At 62.1% G+C, this 16,013-nt stretch carries 20 protein-coding genes; 7 read left to right on the top strand and 13 right to left on the bottom strand.

Annotated elements, in window-relative coordinates:
• Positions 1-11: 11 nt before the first annotated feature.
• The 9 genes from J3S28_RS16965 to J3S28_RS17005 all read right to left on the bottom strand — a co-directional run bounded on the left by J3S28_RS16965 (position 12) and on the right by J3S28_RS17005 (position 7,148).
• Positions 12-446 (bottom strand): type II toxin-antitoxin system Rv0910 family toxin, encoded by a 435-nt coding sequence (locus J3S28_RS16965; RefSeq protein WP_207841907.1) that lies wholly within the window; start codon positions 444-446, stop codon positions 12-14.
• A gap of 74 nt (positions 447-520) precedes the next feature.
• Entirely contained in the window at positions 521-1,717 is a 1,197-nt protein-coding gene (locus J3S28_RS16970; RefSeq protein WP_207841908.1) for an acyl-CoA dehydrogenase family protein, read from the bottom strand.
• Between the two features lie 300 nt (positions 1,718-2,017).
• Positions 2,018-2,998, bottom strand: coding sequence for an RNA polymerase sigma-70 factor (locus tag J3S28_RS16975; RefSeq protein WP_307797211.1), 981 nt, complete (start codon positions 2,996-2,998; stop codon positions 2,018-2,020).
• A gap of 302 nt (positions 2,999-3,300) precedes the next feature.
• Complete coding sequence (locus tag J3S28_RS16980; RefSeq protein WP_207841909.1) at positions 3,301-4,065, bottom strand: SDR family oxidoreductase; 765 nt, start codon at positions 4,063-4,065, stop codon at positions 3,301-3,303.
• Between the two features lie 225 nt (positions 4,066-4,290).
• Positions 4,291-4,476: a hypothetical protein gene (locus J3S28_RS16985; RefSeq protein ID WP_207841910.1), complete on the bottom strand. Its 186-nt coding sequence runs from the start codon at positions 4,474-4,476 to the stop codon at positions 4,291-4,293.
• Positions 4,477-5,215: 739 nt separating this feature from the next.
• Positions 5,216-5,743, bottom strand: a complete 528-nt coding sequence (locus tag J3S28_RS16990) for a hypothetical protein (RefSeq protein ID WP_207841911.1) — start codon at positions 5,741-5,743, stop codon at positions 5,216-5,218.
• A 210-nt stretch (positions 5,744-5,953) separates the two neighbouring features.
• A complete protein-coding gene (locus J3S28_RS16995; protein ID WP_207841912.1) occupies positions 5,954-6,358 on the bottom strand; it encodes a hypothetical protein in 405 nt (134 codons plus the stop codon).
• Positions 6,359-6,396: 38 nt separating this feature from the next.
• The gene (locus J3S28_RS17000) at positions 6,397-6,615 is read right to left on the bottom strand and encodes a hypothetical protein (RefSeq protein ID WP_207841913.1); all 219 of its coding nucleotides are present in this window, start codon (positions 6,613-6,615) and stop codon (positions 6,397-6,399) included.
• Between the two features lie 86 nt (positions 6,616-6,701).
• Positions 6,702-7,148: a hypothetical protein gene (locus tag J3S28_RS17005; protein ID WP_237341709.1), complete on the bottom strand. Its 447-nt coding sequence runs from the start codon at positions 7,146-7,148 to the stop codon at positions 6,702-6,704.
• 358 nt (positions 7,149-7,506) lie between these two features.
• Between J3S28_RS17005 and J3S28_RS17010 the strand changes: the two genes are divergently transcribed.
• Positions 7,507-7,881, top strand: a complete 375-nt coding sequence (locus J3S28_RS17010; RefSeq protein WP_207841914.1) for a PLDc N-terminal domain-containing protein — start codon at positions 7,507-7,509, stop codon at positions 7,879-7,881.
• 172 nt (positions 7,882-8,053) lie between these two features.
• Here the strand turns inward: J3S28_RS17010 and J3S28_RS17015 are convergent, their stop codons facing one another.
• Positions 8,054-8,734: a hypothetical protein gene (locus J3S28_RS17015; protein ID WP_207841915.1), complete on the bottom strand. Its 681-nt coding sequence runs from the start codon at positions 8,732-8,734 to the stop codon at positions 8,054-8,056.
• Positions 8,735-8,848: 114 nt separating this feature from the next.
• Here J3S28_RS17015 and J3S28_RS17020 point away from each other — a divergent pair, with 114 nt between their 5' ends.
• Positions 8,849-9,229: an ABC transporter permease gene (locus tag J3S28_RS17020; RefSeq protein ID WP_207841916.1), complete on the top strand. Its 381-nt coding sequence runs from the start codon at positions 8,849-8,851 to the stop codon at positions 9,227-9,229.
• Positions 9,230-9,439: 210 nt separating this feature from the next.
• Here the strand turns inward: J3S28_RS17020 and J3S28_RS17025 are convergent, their stop codons facing one another.
• Entirely contained in the window at positions 9,440-9,865 is a 426-nt protein-coding gene (locus tag J3S28_RS17025) for a Rid family hydrolase (protein ID WP_207841917.1), read from the bottom strand.
• A gap of 119 nt (positions 9,866-9,984) precedes the next feature.
• Here J3S28_RS17025 and J3S28_RS17030 point away from each other — a divergent pair, with 119 nt between their 5' ends.
• Entirely contained in the window at positions 9,985-10,494 is a 510-nt protein-coding gene (locus J3S28_RS17030; RefSeq protein ID WP_207841918.1) for a MarR family winged helix-turn-helix transcriptional regulator, read from the top strand.
• A 24-nt stretch (positions 10,495-10,518) separates the two neighbouring features.
• Here J3S28_RS17030 and J3S28_RS17035 read toward each other — a convergent pair whose 3' ends face one another.
• A complete protein-coding gene (locus tag J3S28_RS17035; RefSeq protein ID WP_207841919.1) occupies positions 10,519-10,926 on the bottom strand; it encodes a MerR family transcriptional regulator in 408 nt (135 codons plus the stop codon).
• 136 nt (positions 10,927-11,062) lie between these two features.
• Here J3S28_RS17035 and J3S28_RS17040 point away from each other — a divergent pair, with 136 nt between their 5' ends.
• The 3 genes from J3S28_RS17040 to J3S28_RS17050 all read left to right on the top strand — a co-directional run bounded on the left by J3S28_RS17040 (position 11,063) and on the right by J3S28_RS17050 (position 13,892).
• Complete coding sequence (locus J3S28_RS17040) at positions 11,063-11,788, top strand: SDR family oxidoreductase (RefSeq protein WP_207841920.1); 726 nt, start codon at positions 11,063-11,065, stop codon at positions 11,786-11,788.
• 65 nt (positions 11,789-11,853) lie between these two features.
• Entirely contained in the window at positions 11,854-13,122 is a 1,269-nt protein-coding gene (locus tag J3S28_RS17045) for an alpha-amylase family protein (protein ID WP_207841921.1), read from the top strand.
• Positions 13,123-13,211: 89 nt separating this feature from the next.
• Positions 13,212-13,892 (top strand): YoaK family protein, encoded by a 681-nt coding sequence (locus tag J3S28_RS17050; protein ID WP_207841922.1) that lies wholly within the window; start codon positions 13,212-13,214, stop codon positions 13,890-13,892.
• Positions 13,893-14,227: 335 nt separating this feature from the next.
• On the opposite strand, the gene J3S28_RS17055 is transcribed toward J3S28_RS17050, so the two are convergent.
• A complete protein-coding gene (locus tag J3S28_RS17055; RefSeq protein ID WP_207841923.1) occupies positions 14,228-14,701 on the bottom strand; it encodes a DIP1984 family protein in 474 nt (157 codons plus the stop codon).
• 281 nt (positions 14,702-14,982) lie between these two features.
• Between J3S28_RS17055 and J3S28_RS17060 the strand changes: the two genes are divergently transcribed.
• Positions 14,983-15,975 carry an adenosine deaminase gene (locus J3S28_RS17060; protein WP_207841924.1) on the top strand — a complete coding sequence of 331 codons (993 nt, stop codon included), beginning with the start codon at positions 14,983-14,985 and terminating at the stop codon, positions 15,973-15,975.
• The last annotated feature ends 38 nt before the right edge of the window (positions 15,976-16,013 follow it).

Below are 16,013 nucleotides of genomic sequence, written 5' to 3' on the forward strand. Positions count from 1 at the left end.
TTAGTAGTGTGTTATTCGACCAGTACGCTGAGCGTGTCCAGCGACTTGTCGAGCTGTTTGCCGAACGCCTTCTGAATGATCTTTCCCAGAGGACCGAACAGGATCGAGCTATCGAAAATGACGTGTAGCGTTGCGACGCAGTCATTGTCACCGTCGGGATCGACAGTGAAATCGAGTTGCACGGTCGATCCCGTGCTCCCGGACCCTTCCAGTTGCACATAACGCGGTGCGTCGTAGGCGGAGGTGGTGAAGTCGATGGTGTCCACGACGCCTTTGATGGTGACCACTTCGATGATTCGGGTACCGACGGTCAGTTCTGTGGGCGGCTCGGCGCCCCACCGGGTGTGCAGAGCGTTCCATTCTTCGAAACGGGAGGGGTCAGAGATCACCGCCCAAGCCTTTTCCTGGCTGGTGTGAAGTTTTCTGGTGGTGGTGATCTCGGGCATCGCTGTTCCTGAATGTCTGTGGCTGACGGATGATGACGTGTTCGTTGGCGGGGAGATCCGCGCACGACGGCCTGTCAGATGATGGCGGTGATGTGGTCGCGTTGGCCGAGCAGTGCCTTGCCGTAGGTTTCCATCGAGACCTGCGGCAGCATGACCGCATGTCGTGCACCGACGTTCGAATCGCGCCAAACGCGCTGCATGGCGTTGACTTCGGCGAAACTCCCGGCTCCATACGCATCGAGGAGTGTGTTGATGGCGCTGGTGATGTTGCGCAACGCGACTGCGGAATCCGCACGCATCCTGGCCCTGGCGGCAAAATCGGGATAGACGTTCTGTTCTGCGTAGCGCTGTACGTCAGCGGTCGCCCGATAGGCATGAAGGTGGGCAGTGTCGATCTTCGTGGCGGCATCAGCGATGAGCAGTTGAAAGGCCACCGACTCTGCTTGACGCTCGATGTTGGTGTAGGCCAATGTCTTGGTGGCCGCCTTGGTCACCGCGAGATCGAGCGCAGCACGACCCAGGCCCAGCTGAGGCCCGACCAACACGAGTACCAGCATGGGGCCAAAGGCAGACCGGTAGAACGCGGAGTCGGGATGGTCTGCCATGTACGTACCCGACATCACCGGGAGCATGGAGATCAATCGATGCTCGGGCACGAACACGTCTTCGGCGACAATGGTGTTACTACCCGAGGCGCGCATGCCGGCCACATGCCAGGTGTCTTCGACCTGAACATCGGTGCGGGGGAGGAGGATCATTGCCTGGTCTTCTTCGTCGCCGTCGTCATCGAGCACCCACACTCCACCGCCCATCCACTCGGCGTGCAAGCTCGCTGACGCGTACGGCCACTGGCCGGTGACGCGGTAGCCGCCGTCGACCTTTCGAGCCTCACCGCCCGGTGAGACCACACCGCACAGGATCTTGTCTGGTCCGTCAGCATAGATCTCGTCCACCGTCTGGCGGGGATACATACAGGTCGACCACGACTGGATGTTCGATAAGGTTGTGACCCATGATGTTCCGCCATCGGCTTCCGCGATCAGCGCTGACAGTTCGAGCATGGATGTGAGTCCGGCTTCGAGTCCGCCGTGACGTCGCGGAGCGGCCAGCCGGAACGCGCCGGCATCTCGGAGCGCTTCGATGACCACCGGATCTACTCGTCGTTCCCGCTCATTGGCCGCCGAATGTTGCTTGATCAGCGGCAGTAGTTCTCTGACGTTGGCCAGCACGTTGTCGGCAGAATCGATCTGAGGTGATTGTGTTGTGATCATGAGATGGTCCTCCCGTAGTTCGCGCATTCGGTTGTAAGAGCGGCGTTCTGCTGACCCGGCCAGCGTGTGTCAACGCGATTGGCGCAGCACCAGCGACGCGCATTCCCGTTCGGGACAGGTGGCCGATTCTGCGGGTGAGACGGAGTTGGCGGTGAGGTCCATGGCACGACGGTACAATTTCGTTGACTATAAGTCAACGAAAATCTCACGCTCGATGCGATCGTTGCCGCGAGCGGTGACCGAGATGCCGTTTCGAGGCGCCAGGGCGAGGGCACCTTGTTTCAGCTCGTAGCAGGTTCCCTATCCGCGCGTCGAATCTTCTGCAGTAGCGGCTGCGCTGCGTCTGGAAAACCCCTCCAACTTCGTTGGATTCATCACCCAATGCAGGTGCGTGATACCGGAAGGCGTGGCCGTGGCGGCGAGCAGGGTGTAGCGCACGCCGTCTCGGGACAGCAGAATGGCAGGCGCTCCGTTCGCCTGCACCCAGGTGATCTGCGCGCCCGTCCAGAAATGTGAGGAGAAAGCTGCGACGAACTTCGCCACTCGCTCGTCGCCCATGATCGGAATACGCGCGGCGAGAACGTCTTTTACTCCGCCGCCATCGGAGTTGCTGACGACGTCGGCGGTGAGCAATGCGGTGAGGGCCTCGAGGTCGCCCGTCTGCGCGGCATCGACGAACGCAGTGAGTAGTCGCCGATGGTCTGAGGTGCTCACCGGCGCGCTGCTCTCGGCCGCGATGTGTTTGCGTGCTCGGGTGACGAGCTGACGTGCGTTCGCTTCCGTCACTTCGATGATCTCGCCGATCTGGCGGTACGGATAGTCGAAGGATTCCCGCAGGACATACGCGGCCCGCTCGGTCGGTGAGAGCTTCTCGAGCAGCAGCAGAACCGCGAACCCGAGGGCTTCGCCTCGTACGGCTCCCAGAGCTGGGTCTGCGCTGGTGTCGACGGGTTCGGGCAGCCACGGCCCGATGTAGGTTTCATGCCTGGCCCGGGCCGACTGTCCTGCGTTGATCGCCAACCGGGTCGTGGTGGTGGAGAGGAACGCTGCGGTGTTCTCGACTGTGGATCTGTCGTACGCCTGCCACCGCAGCCATACGTCCTGCACAATGTCTTCGGCTTCAGAGGCGCTGCCCAACATCCGATACGCGATCCCGAACAACCTGGGTCGTACGAGGTTGAACTCGTCGGCGGCGTGGTCGAGTTCGGAACGGGGATTAGGAGGAATCGCGATCAGCCCGCCTGTACGCCAGCGCCGACTGGCCGTTGACCCACTCCACACACACCGAACTCTGCTGACCGGTGGCGGGTTCGACCAGAAGACTGCTGACACTCCCTGGCCCGGTTAGTTCGCCTTCTCCGTCGACGACAGCGACGACGTGCGCCGCCAGCAGTGTGCGCACCGTCGCCGCATCACTGATTCTGCATGCTGCGGCGACGGCGACTATCGCGGCGTCGTGGGCGTTCGATGTCTGCACTATTCGGCGAGCTCTTCCGCGGTGTCGACAGCTCGCACCGGGGATGCGATGTCGATCTGTGGCGCGGTCCTGCCGTCCGAGAAACACAACAGTCGACGGCGATTGATCACGGCTTGGGGCCGCTGACGACATCAACCGCGAGCCACGCCTCGAACGTGGTTTCCGCGTGCTGGGCGTCGGCACTCGGAAGGAGTTCGCGATCGGCCAAGCGGGCTCCGAAGTAGAGGGCGTCGTCGTCGACGACGACCGTGCGGGGGTCATGGTGCGCTTCGAGGCCGCGGGCAACGAAGTCCGCGAGCGTGAACACTTCCGGACCACCGATCTCGACAGTGCCGTTCAGCGGCGCTCCGACGCTGACGCGTGCGACTGCGCTCGCGACCTCGTCTGCCGCGATCGGTTGGATCGACGCCGACGACAAGCGCACCTGATCACCAGAAGTCGCCCCGTGAGCGATGGACTTGAAGAACTCGAAGAACTGCGTCGCGTGGACAACGGAGTAGGGGATCTTCGATTCCTTGATCAATTCCTCCTGCTTCACCTTGGCTCGCATGTAGCCGCTGTCGGTGAGTCGCTCGGTTCCGACAACCGACAGTGCGACGTGGTGACGCACACCGGCTGTGGACTCTGCGGCGAGAATGTTCGTCGTTGCGCGCGTGAAGAAGTCGAGAACAGCCGCGTCTTCGAATGACGGAGAGTTGGAGACGTCGACGACGACATCGGCTCCGACGAGGACGTCATCCAGGCCCTCACCTGTGCGGGTATCGACGCCGGAGTTGGGTGACGCAGCGATAGCATCGTGCCCGAGCTCTCGGAGCTTGGTGACGAGCTTCGATCCGATCAGGCCTGTACCGCCGATGACAACAATTCTCATGAGATCTCTTCCGCTGTGCGCCGGACGCCGTGGCTGGCTGCCCGGTCACTGCATTCGACCGAACAGCTGCCCCATTTGTGACAGCTCGCGGCTGGCACTTCGTGTCGTCCCTCCGCGGACCTTCTCATGGCCGGTTCGCCGGTTCGCGACGAGCGAGCAATCGCGATCTCCCGTGACAATTCGGGCTGCCGCAATCCGTCTACTACCGGCGAGCCATCGTGGTGTCTAAGTGTCTGCGCGTGAAGTGGTGCGCGTGGACTGGATCGCCGCGGTGATCGCGGCAGCGATGAGCCAGATGAAGATGCGGTTACCGGTTTCGCGGGTGGACAGATCGCCGCTACCGAGCAGCGCGACCAGGCCGGCCAAAATGAGTAGAAGCCATGGCAGCGCGGTTGAGCGATACACAGTCATACCGGTGATCATCTACGTTCGGGCTCCGGTGGTGGTACATCGGGTCAGTGTCTGATGCCGCGTAGTAGGCACCGTAACCCGTTCTGCTATCGGAATACCCCAGTGCTGGTGACACCGGTGGCGGGGTCCTCGGAAATGGGGTCTGGCCACCCCAAGGCGCGGCAGATACGTTGGGACGCATGACGTCATGGCCGCAGATCAGAGGACTGACCTACAGCACGATTGGCCGCACCAAAGAATTGAAGCAGGAGAGAGTCATTCGAGTAGTGCCGAGGGGTACGGTGTGCGGCTCGGCCACGTGACAACCAAGATTTTCGCGAGCGACCCGGCTCGTGCTCTGGCGGGAATCGCGACCAGCACCTCATTGCCCAAAGAGTCCTACACCGTGACGAGCGGATTCTGGTTCGCCACACGGATGGCTCAGGATGCTGCGCGCGACCCGCAGGCTTGTGTGGAGTTGCACCTGTCGGATGGTCAGGAACAGGCGTATTGGACAGGTGTAGGCACGATCTCGAGCCCGTGCCCGTGGGTTGTGCCGTCGGTGTGGAGGGAAAATGGCAGCGGCGCCGGCTGGGTACGAGGTCAAGCAGGCGAGTAGATGCACCGGCTGCTAGTCGGCGTCCGCAAGCACGGACGTTGTCCACCGAACAATGCCTATCCATTCATCGCGAGGTTGACGGCGACGTGACGGTATCGGAGTCGAACGCGAGGAAGTCATCCGGTGAGTGGTGATGCCGGGTCAGGGCCAAGTCTGTTCCTGACTCAGCCGCGCGGTGATACGCGAAGTTGCCCACAAAGCAAGCGGAATGGACAACATGGCGAACTTCGTCAGGGCAGCCTTGCGGGCGCGTGCTGCGTACACCTGCCGGTCTCCGCCCCGCAAGATGTTCAGCAACGCGACGCCTTCGCATGCGTCAGCGGCAACAGCGGTCGCGCAGGAAACTTGGGCCACCGGTCCGAATCGAATGCCGGACCACTGCTCGATTCGACGGTTGGCATCTTCGGAGAGCAACGCTGTGAACGCGCCGTAGCTACACATGTAGCCGAAGTCGAGCCACAATGACTTGCGGGCAGCTGCCGTCCCTGTCGGGCCCCACATGTCGAGAATCGCTGTCGCGCGCTGCTCGCTACCCGCCAACTCGAACGCGATGATGCCCGGGCCGCCTGTTGCATGCATCGCCCGCTCGAGTCGAAGCATCAGCACTGTCGCAGCCAGCCACGTTCCGAACGCCCAACGGGTCGCCACCGTAATCTCTGAGTCGGTCATCGAACGCATCGACCTTGCAACCGCCATGCGCAAGAGGCTAACCCGCGCGGGTGCGTCTCACTCAGATGTCAGCAAACGTTGCGCCGACGTCCATGGTCTGTTAAAAACCCAATCGTCGAGTGGTGCCTCGCCGGCGGAAGACAGGCAGTGGCCGAAATTGTCAACCGGCGCAAAAGAAGCCTTTCTCGGGCCGTGCCGATGGACCCGGAGTCACGTCGGCACACGTCTCGATCTGCCCCGGTGGCGTCGTGACATCGGCGAGCCGGGAGGCACCGCGGCGTTCACGACCTGCGACCATTCGGCGCGCTTCTGCCTGTCCAAGTCCTGGTTTGAGGGAAAAGACTGCTCAGGGTAGTGGCTGCGTTGGTCGTCGAAGATCATCTGCCAATAGGCAACTGAGTCATCAACCGTCACGTTAGCCAGATGCGCGTCGAGGCAGGTCGCGGAGGGGTCCTTCAGCGCACCGACAGGCGGTTCAGTGAAGTATCGCTGCTGCGAGACCTCCTGAGTCGCCGTCACATCGCGCAGACTGACCTCAGAACTGCAGGCACTCAACAGGATTACGGCGGCGCCTAGGGCGATGACGGCGAGTGCGGGAACGAACCGGAATGCCATCGTTGGGTCCCTTCGGCTGGGCGTCGCCGGTTGGCGCGTCACTGCTGAAGGTATCCGGGGTTGGGACCGGTGGTCCAGGTGTAGTCGTGTCCACCGTCGCGTTCGGTGATGGTGAGTGTTTCACCGTCGACGGCGAGAGTGATGGGAAGTTGCGGGACGGTGTCGTCGGGGGCTGCAGCGTCTATTGCGAGTACAGCGACGAATCCGAGAAGGACTGTCAGAATGGGCACTCTCATGTTCGCGGCAGTGGTCGTCACGGCACCCCGCATTCCTGCGCGCGCATCTCGTAAAGGCATTGTGTTGATGACAGATTCGAAACGCGTGGTCACGAGGTCCAGATGCTTCAGGGTGCGACGAGGCAGGCGGGGCCCAGCGGGGTGGCAGGCTTGACGGTGACGGTCTGGATGGGTCCGCCTGCGGACGTTTGATAGGCCATCAATGAATGTTCCCCGGGTGCGGTGGGCGTCCACAGGGTGACTTTGTGGCCCGCGATCACCGGCGTGCTGTAGTAGGGGTCGATGGTCCAGACCAGTTCCCCAGGAAACATCACAGATTTGTTGGTGTAGTCGACGATATCGGTGCGTGGCTCGACAGGTCTTTCGGTGCGGGCCACGACCACATAGGTGCAGCCCACGCCAAAGGGTGTGGTCGGTCCGGTGCTCAGACCGGGGATCACAGTGAGATCAACGACCTCTGCGCCAGCGGTAGGCGCCAGCCACGCGCTCGCGCCAACACACACCGCCGCGGCCAGAGGGGCAACACCGATCCATCGGGACAGTTTCATGTCCATGGAGTCGTCGTTCGGGTGCTACCCGTTACTGCCCGCCCACGAAAAGTTCGGACCTGCACATGATGGCGGAAGCCGCTGCCTATGAACGGAATCCATCGCCGCGCCGCTGGCAATGGACGGGCGGGCCTTGTCCATCGAACGGATTCTGTTGGTTTGGTTTCGAGTGTGAAACTATGCGCGGAGACCGATTTTTCGGGGCGCGGGGCGATGTTGTCGTAACTCGCGATGATGGGTGATCTGGCGCCGCCGGTTCGGATTCCAGCAGCAAACGCTCGCAAGGTGACTGATGCTCTGCCGCTGTTGTTGATATCGGTGTCGTGATCGTCATGCATGTTTCAGGTCAGGGAGGGGTTCGCAGGTGCCGTATTTGGGTTTGATTGTGTTGGTGGTGATGGTGGCGGCGTTGATCGACATCATCGGCAGCGAAGTGGGGGTGCGGGGGTTGCCGCGTTGGGGGTGGTTGTTGTTGGTGATTGTGTTGCCGTTGGTGGGTTCGATCGTGTGGTTTGTCGCTGGTCGACCCCTCAAGAGCGGTGGCTACGGCCGACCGGTGGGGTCGGGGCGTGCGACGGCACTGGGATTTCCGGAGTACGACGAACCGGGCCGTTTCGAACCTCAGGACCCGGCCGCCGATGAAGAGTTCTTGCGGCAGGTCCGGGCGCGGGCGCAAGAGCAACGCCGCCAGGGCGAACTCGAACGTCGCCGTCGGCAACAAGGCGACACCACCGAGTGATGCGTCCAGATCACCACCTATTGATTGAAGGTAATGTTGTCCACCGACCCCGCAATGCTACCGCGACTACCGCCAGCACCAGGGGGGTTGTCGGGCTTGGCTCGAGGTCAACGATGACAACCCCACCGCCGAAAGTTGTTGTAATCCCTGATATTGGTGGCGCCGCCGGGTGCTAATGGGGTAGACCGGGGGCCTGGGTGTTGTTGTAGGTGGCCTGGGGTCGGGGTCTCCACGCGCCGAGAGGTTTGCTTATGCCGGCACCGGGACGCCACCAGCGCGGGGAGAGTTGCTGGTAGCGGTGACGCAGGTGATGTGCAGGGTGCCAATGGAACTCGTCGATGGGGTACAGCCGAATGGGGATCACGGGCGCGCCGTCGGGCCTCACATCGGCTGCGGTGGTGAGCGGTTGGTAGTCGATGATGGGGTTCAGCGGAGCCCGCAGGGCGAGCGGACGCGGCCCGGTGCGGGTGGGCCGCTTCCACGTGATGACCACGTACAGCGCAGCGATCTGTGCGTCGTCGACACGGTGCGTGACGGTGATGGGTTGGTCGGTCGCGGTGAGCGTCTGACCCGGCCATAGGTCAGCGACGATGGTGCCGTCGTAGTGCGTCAGAGAACCTTCCAGATCGATCCAGAGGCCGGGGCCCAGTGCGGTGACTGCGACGGTGATGTCGCGGGCCGCCTCCGTTCCGCCTGGCGGGCGTATGGGATGCGGGGCAGGGTCGATGATCAGCTCCAGATTACGACCCGAACCCAATGAGTCATCGGCGTCGATCCGGAGCCAGATCCCGCACACGACCATCGCAAGGATTGCCACCGATACTGCCATCACGATCAAAAGAATCCACCCCATTCAGACACTATAGAGCGCTGAAAACATCTGGCTGCGAACACGAGGAGAGTTGCGGGCTAGGCTCCAGTTGTGTTGTCCCTGAGAGTGGTCTGGTGGAGTTTGGCCTTCGCGGCAGTGGTGTTCACGGTCTGGACTGCGATGTCGCCTGCGGGCGGAGTGTCGTTGTCGTGTTCGAAGTCGGGCCAGTTGGATCTCGAAGGAAGCCGAGCGGCGCTGCAGTGTGATGATTCGATCGTGCGGGTGGAGGGCGTGTGGCCACTGGTTCAGCTTGGACAATTGCTCGCTATCCCACCCGCTGTCGCGGCCTTGGTGATGAGACGTTGGGTTTCGTGGTTGGTTGTCTTCACCTTTCTGGTGCTGACGTTTATCGCGGTAGCGAACTGGTCGTCGTTTTGGGTCTCATTGGGTTTTGCCGTTCCTATGTTCGCAGTCGGACTATTGGCCGCCTCGGTGCAGCAGATCCTTCAACCCGCGCAGTCAGAAAGGTTCGCTTGATGGGTTCGAATTGCTGATCGGTCCAATGCTTTCGGATGCCGAGACCGGAAGATGACGAACATTTTCCAGTCGTCTTCGAAGAGACGAACGTGATGCAACTTCTTGCGCGGCGATCCGGCCTGGATCTACTCGGCAGACGGGCGCGGTCGTGCAGCCCTCAGGCGTTGGTCTGCAACCGGATTCGTGTGCCCACGGCCTCAACGAGGTGTTTCAGCTCGAAGACCCGACGATCGCGGTCACGCGGATTTCCACACGCATGTCGGCGAGACCGAGGACCGTGACCCCGGTTTCGGTCCAGATCGGCGCGCGGCCGTCGAGGCGGCGGCGGAACTGTTCAGACATCACGCGGTTGTGGTCCTCACCGATGGCGTCATCTCCTGGCGCGACCTTGTGGTACGAGTTGACATGGATGACGTCCTTCCATGTCGCGCCCACGGTTGCGAGCGTGCGCTCTACGTTGTCGAACGCCTGAATGATCTCGTCTTCGATTGAGGAAGGAATGGCGAGGTCGTCGTCGACCCCTGCCTGGCCGGAGATTTCGACGCGGTCGTCGACGCGGACGGCTCCGCTGTAGCCGCGGGCTTCGTGCAGCTTTTCGCCGAAGCCTGGGGTGATGCCGAAGGTGACGGTGCTCATGGGTGTGTCCTTTGATCAATGTCGGCGCGTCTCGGATTGAGTTCACGCTTGAAGTCATACTAGCTCTATTGACTTCACGCGTAAAGTAAGAGCACTGAGTCGGGGGGTTGGGAACGATCATGAGCAGCAATAAAGCGGCCGCAAGCGATGACGGGGAACACGAGAGTGGTGCAGACGTACGCTGGCTCGATGACCAGGAAAAAGCCGCCTGGACGGGGTTGATCTCGCTGGTGTTACTGCTACCCGGAAAGCTCGAGCCGCCGCTCCGGAAGGAGCACGGCCTCACCCTGTTCGAGTACCTCGTGCTCAGTCATCTCTCGGAGGCACCGCAGCGCACGCTGCGGATGGGGGAACTGGCCTTCCTCGCCAGCGGATCGCTGTCACGGCTGTCGAATGTGATCAAACGCTGTGAGCAACGCGGCTGGGTGGTGCGGGCCCCTGATCCTGTCGATGGCAGATACACCCTCGCCGAGCTCACTGACGACGGTTTCGAGATCGTGGAGCTGGCAGCACCTACACATATGCGCGCCGTGCGCGGCATGATTCTCGATCAGCTCGACGCGACGGACCAGAAGGCTCTCGCCCGCATCGCGCAGAAACTGCACATCGTCCCCGATGACTTCGCCTGACACCGCTGGAAGGTCGTTCGAGGCCTAGGTTGTGGCGTGCGCTTCGTATGGCGCCCAGGGCGTTTCGCGGAGTGCGGGACAGTGTTCCGGGGTGGGGTGGTGCGCGATGTGGATCATCTGGTCGAGGGCGTCGCGTGCGGCGGCCAGATCCGCCATGGCGGTGGTGATCCGGTCGCGTTCTGCTGTCAGGATGCCGAAAGCCTCGGGGGAGGCCTGCCCGGTGTCGACGCAGGGAAGCAGCTGCAGGACGGTTCGGCTCGACAGCCCCGCGGTGAAGAACTGCTGAATCAGTTTCACGCGCTCGATGGCCGATTCGGGGTAGGTCCGCTGGCCGCTGAGGGTGCGTTCGGAATGAAGCAGCCCCTGCTCTTCGTAGTAGCGCAGGGCGCGGGTGCTGACCCCCGCGCGGAGTGCGACGTCGCCTATTCGCAACCGATTCACCTCCTGTGACCAGGCAATCCACGGTCGGACTTGCCCTTGACGTCAACGTGAAGTTCTAGATTAGCCGATGTCGGGCCGCATACGGCCGGATCAGCACAGGAACTCTCTCAGAAAGCAAGGTCCCCCAATGGACGTCAACAACCAGATCGCGCTCGTCACCGGAGCAAACCGCGGCATCGGCCGCCAGTTCGTCCTCGAGTTGCTCGACCGCGGTGTGAGCAAGGTGTACGCGACGGCTCGCCGTCCGGAGACACTGGACTTCGCCGACAACCGGGTGGTGCCGGTGCGGCTCGACCTTCTCGACCACGAGTCCGTCGTCGCAGCGGCAGCCACGGCGTCGGATGTCACCCTGCTCGTCAACAATGCCGGTATCTCAACCGGTGCGTCGCTCATCACCGGTGACCTGGCGGAGATCCGTCGCGAGATGGACACGCACTTCTGGGGCACGTTGGACGTCATCCGCGAGTTCACTCCCGCCTTGGCAGTGAACGGTGGCGGCGCGATCGTGAACGTCCTGTCCGCGCTGTCGTGGTTCGCAACGCCCAGTACCGGTTCGTACTCCGCCGCCAAGGCTGCCGAGTGGAACATGACGAACGGTGTGCGTTTGGAACTTTCATCTCAGGGCACGTTCGTGCAGGGTGTACTGCTCGGCGCCGCTGACACCGATATCGCGGCAGGGTATGACGGGCCGAAGATCGATCCCCGTGAGGTTCCGCGCTGCTCACTCGACGGCCTCGGCGAGGGCTCGATCGAAGTCATCGTCGACGACTGGACCTCAATGGTGAAGGCCTCACTCGCCGGAGACCCTGCCACGTTCTACGCGCAGATGAGCGAACTCCTCGGCGCCGGCTGACCAGTTGACCCGGCGTGGCACGCGAGGTCCGGTGCATTGACTGCCAGTGTCTCTAGGCTGTGGACATGGAGCATGTCATCTGGTGGCAGGTGTACCCGCTGGGGTTCGTGGGAGCCGAGGCGACGTCGATCGAGGGAACGGAGCACCGGCTGGAACGGATTGTCGATTGGTTCGACTATCTGCTCGAGCTCGGATGCAACGGCTTGTCGCTGGGCCCGGTCTTCGCGTCGTCGACGCACGGCTACGACACGATCGACCACTTCCGGATCGATTCTCGGCTGGGCGAGACCGAAGATCTCGAACGGCTGATCGCGGCGGCGCACGACCGCGGCATCAAGGTGATGCTCGACGGGGTCTTCAACCACGTCGGCCGGGACCACCCGAAGTTCCGTGAGGCGCTGCGGGACGGGCCGACTTCGGAAGCAGGACAGTGGTTTCGGTGGAATGGTGACAAGCCTGTTGCTTTCGAGGGCCACGACATCCTGGTCACGCTCAACCATGACAACCCGGCCGTGCGGCAGTACATCACCGACGTGATGACGCACTGGCTCGACCGCGGGATCGACGCTTGGCGCCTCGACGCCGCCTATGCCATCGCTCCCGCGTTGTTCCGGGCGGTGCTGCCTTCGGCGCGCGAACGGGCGCCGAAGGCCTGGTTCGTCGGGGAGATGATCCATGGTGACTACGAGGGTTACGTCGCTGCCTCGGGTCTCGACTCGGTGACTCAGTACGAGCTCTGGAAAGCGATGTGGAGTTCGCTGAACGACGAGAACCTCTTCGAACTGGGCCATGCCATCGAGCGCAACAACGGCATGCTGGAGACCTTCGTGCCGGCGACGTTCGTCGGCAACCATGACGTGACGCGCATCGCGAGCACCCTCTCGGACGAGCGGGTCATTCCGGTCGCGGTGGCTCTGCTGTTTTTTCTTGCCGGCGTCCCGAGCGTCTACTACGGCGACGAGCAGGGTTTCCGCGGCGTCAAGGAGGAGCGGGTCGGTGGTGACGACGCCATACGTCCCGTCTTTCCCTCTGGCCCAGATGATCTCGCGCCGTACGGGCGTGGTCTGTTCGAGCTACACCAGGCGCTGATCGGCGTGCGGCGCCGCCATTCGTGGCTGCACAGTGCACATACAGAGGTGCATGACTTGAGTAATCAGTCAGCGACTCTGATCTCCAGAGGCAGCGGTGAGGAACTCGTCTTGACGATCGATCTCACCCGATTGGATTCAGATCCTGAACCCCACGGGTTGGTGGACGGCAGCCGTCATGTCGTGGCCAGCGGTTCAGGTTGGTCGATCGCCGAGTCTGTCTCACCGGCGGCGGAAGGTCGGTAGTTTCGGCTTGTGATGCCGCCCGCTCACTCGGATCGACGTGAGTGATCACACCGCGACCGGTGCCGAAACCATGCCTACCGTTGGGGCATATGCGCGAATTGTTCACTCCACATGCCCGACTGTCCTGGATACTGGGCGGACTTGCCGGTCTGGTGGGCGCTGCCGCCTTCACGAATACCGCCGGCTACTTCGTGACCTTCATGACCGGCAACACCGAACGCGCCGCCGTGGGATTCTTTTCGGGCCAGAATGCGCTGGCAGGTGCAGCTGTCCTGCTGGTCTTGGTTTTTGTTGCAGGAGTGGTGATTGCGTCGTTGTGCCGCCGCCATCTGTGGCGAGATCACCCGCACGGAGCGACTGTCCTCACCACTGTGGCTCTGTCGATTGCGTCGTTGGTCGATGTCCTGATGACGGGTTGGAGTGCCCCGCAAGTTCAGTTCGTGCCCATCTTGTTCATTTCGTTCGCGATGGGCGCGCTCAATACGTCTTTCGTCAAGAACGGTGAAGTCTCCATTCCGTTGAGCTATGTGACCGGCACTCTCGTCAAGATGGGCCAAGGTATCGAACGGCATATCAGCGGTGGCTCCGCGAAGGAATGGCTCGAGTACTTCCTTCTGTACGCAGCATTCACCCTGGGCGCGGTGACCGGAGGCGTCATGAGCCTGGTCATCACCGGACCTCAGGTGCTGATTGCAGCGACGACTGTCTGCGCAGTGACCACGCTGTACACGTACCGGCGCACCGAGGAGAACTCCACGGTCCTCGGATGACGTAGCGGGTGCCGCGCTTGGTCCACCACATTCGTCCCCGAGTCGGGATGCCGAGGGGAATATGCCCTTGATCGGCCGCTAGGAGGCCGAATCTGGTGGTCTAGCGAAACAATTCACGTGCCGAGTGGCCCCTTGCCCACCCTCGCCCTCGTTCGATCAGCACTCGGTGATGTGATGTGCGCATTGCGCTGATCTGCCTGAGATGTGCTGAGCTGCAATGTCCTTCCGAGTGTGTGCTCGGAGCGTTGCTCACCACGCAGGAGATGGGCCGAAATCCGTCGACCCGCGGCACGTGCTCACCTCGAACAAGGGCTACCACTACCCGGCAGCGATGATCATTCCTCGATCAGGTCGTATTCCCAGTTGGCCTGTTGGATCTCCAGGTCGATGTTCCGAATGCGCTGGGCAAGATCGTCCGCTGTGGCCCTCAACTCTGAAACGGGCAGCGCCGCTACGTAAACGAGCTCTGAACGCAGCTGCCGTTGTCCGAATCGATCGGATTCTCGCCCCGACGCGGCGTCGGCGGCCGACGAGGTCACCTTGTGCCGCATCCGCAGCACATCCCGGTGCGCGAGCGCGGCCGTGACGGTCTGATCGCGCACCGACGCCGTGCTGTTGGTCCGATTGATCCTGCGGATGAGAACTTCCAATCGGTCGAAGACCGCACTGAGCTCCGACAGCAGCGCCGACGCGTCCTCTGCTGGTGATTCACCGTCTTGATAACGCGCGTTGGCCAGGATCCGAGACTTCAGATGCTCGGACCGGCGTATCAGTTCCCCTCGTTCAGCGAGGGCTTCCGCGAGCTTCATGATCTACGCTCCGGGGTCGAAGTGCCGGAAGCGGAAAACGTGGGGGCGCTCATGCGCCTTTCGACGTATCGAATGTGTTCATTCACAACAAGTACCACATTGCGGCCATCATCGGAACCCTCGGGGCGGCGTCCGACTCGTGCAGCAGACCTCGGAGCCTCGCCGGGGTCTCGCGGTAGGTTGTCGTGATGATGCTTGTCGGAGCGAGTCTCGGCGTTTGCCTTATCGAAGGGATCCGCCGGCAGCTGATTCGACACCAGGACAGACAGATTGGACCACGAATGACGATTCTCCCCGTTGCCGAACTGCACCTCCACCTCGAGGGAACGCTCGAACCCGAGACGATTTTCAGTCTTGCCGAGCGGAACAAGATCGCACTCCCGTACGCGGACGTCGATGAACTGAGAGCACGGTTCGACTTCGCCGACCTGCAGTCGTTTCTCGATCTCTACTACGCCAACATGTCCACCTTGCAGACCGCCGCCGATTTCGCCGAGATGACCAATGCGTATCTGACGCGTGCGGCGCTTGCAGGCGTCCGGCATGCCGAGGTCTTCGTCGACCCGCAGGCTCACCTCCTGCGCGGTATCGCATTGGAAGAAGTGATGGAAGGAATCACCTCAGCGCTCGATGCATCCGTCGCAAACCACGGTGTCAGCACCGGCCTGATCGTCTCGATGCTGCGTGACCAGAGCGCAGAGTCGGCCATGGACGTCCTCGATGACGTGATCGCGCTGGGAACCCCGATCCTCGGAATCGGACTCGATTCGGCTGAAGTCGGGCATCCGCCGTCCAAGTTCGTCGACGTGTACGCGAAAGCGCGCGCCGAGGGTCTTCATCTCGTCGCACACGCAGGGGAAGAGGGTCCGCCGGGATACATCTGGGAGGCACTCGACCTGCTCGGTGTCGAACGGATCGACCACGGGATCAGATGTCTCGAGGATGCGCGGCTCGTCGACCGCCTGGTGACTGAGCGGGTCCCTCTGACCGTGTGTCCACTCTCCAACGTCAGCCTGAAAGCCGTTGATCACCTGTCCAACCATCCTCTTGCCGCCATGCTCCACAGAGGACTGAACGTGTCGGTAAACTCCGACGATCCGTCCTACTTCGGTGGCTACGTCGACGACAACCTCGCTGGGGTGCGCGACGCGCTTGCTCTCGATGCCGACGATCTTGTGACGTTGGCACGGAACTCGGTCTCCGCATCCTTCGCAGGGGATGGCCGAAAAGCTGAGATCCTGGCAGAAATCACGGTAGCGGCACGGACCCTGTGAGTGTCGTGATCGAGCGCGGTTACGTCTCCCGTTCGTAG

The organism is Williamsia soli, from assembly GCF_017377795.1.
Lineage (GTDB): Bacteria > Actinomycetota > Actinomycetes > Mycobacteriales > Mycobacteriaceae > Williamsia > Williamsia soli.

Bases quoted from the DNA above. Each gene is read 5' to 3' on its own strand.
- J3S28_RS16965 (WP_207841907.1), bottom strand. From the start codon at position 446: ATGCCCGAGATCACCACCACCAGAAAACTTCACACCAGCCAGGAAAAG.
- J3S28_RS16970 (WP_207841908.1), bottom strand. From the start codon at position 1,717: ATGATCACAACACAATCACCTCAGATCGATTCTGCCGACAACGTGCTG.
- J3S28_RS16980 (WP_207841909.1), bottom strand. From the start codon at position 4,065: ATGAGAATTGTTGTCATCGGCGGTACAGGCCTGATCGGATCGAAGCTC.
- J3S28_RS16985 (WP_207841910.1), bottom strand. From the start codon at position 4,476: ATGACTGTGTATCGCTCAACCGCGCTGCCATGGCTTCTACTCATTTTG.
- J3S28_RS16990 (WP_207841911.1), bottom strand. From the start codon at position 5,743: ATGACCGACTCAGAGATTACGGTGGCGACCCGTTGGGCGTTCGGAACG.
- J3S28_RS16995 (WP_207841912.1), bottom strand. From the start codon at position 6,358: ATGGCATTCCGGTTCGTTCCCGCACTCGCCGTCATCGCCCTAGGCGCC.
- J3S28_RS17005 (WP_237341709.1), bottom strand. From the start codon at position 7,148: ATGGACATGAAACTGTCCCGATGGATCGGTGTTGCCCCTCTGGCCGCG.
- J3S28_RS17015 (WP_207841915.1), bottom strand. From the start codon at position 8,734: ATGGGGTGGATTCTTTTGATCGTGATGGCAGTATCGGTGGCAATCCTT.
- J3S28_RS17025 (WP_207841917.1), bottom strand. From the start codon at position 9,865: ATGAGCACCGTCACCTTCGGCATCACCCCAGGCTTCGGCGAAAAGCTG.
- J3S28_RS17030 (WP_207841918.1), top strand. From the start codon at position 9,985: ATGAGCAGCAATAAAGCGGCCGCAAGCGATGACGGGGAACACGAGAGT.
- J3S28_RS17040 (WP_207841920.1), top strand. From the start codon at position 11,063: ATGGACGTCAACAACCAGATCGCGCTCGTCACCGGAGCAAACCGCGGC.
- J3S28_RS17045 (WP_207841921.1), top strand. From the start codon at position 11,854: ATGGAGCATGTCATCTGGTGGCAGGTGTACCCGCTGGGGTTCGTGGGA.
- J3S28_RS17050 (WP_207841922.1), top strand. From the start codon at position 13,212: ATGCGCGAATTGTTCACTCCACATGCCCGACTGTCCTGGATACTGGGC.
- J3S28_RS17055 (WP_207841923.1), bottom strand. From the start codon at position 14,701: ATGAAGCTCGCGGAAGCCCTCGCTGAACGAGGGGAACTGATACGCCGG.
- J3S28_RS17060 (WP_207841924.1), top strand. From the start codon at position 14,983: ATGACGATTCTCCCCGTTGCCGAACTGCACCTCCACCTCGAGGGAACG.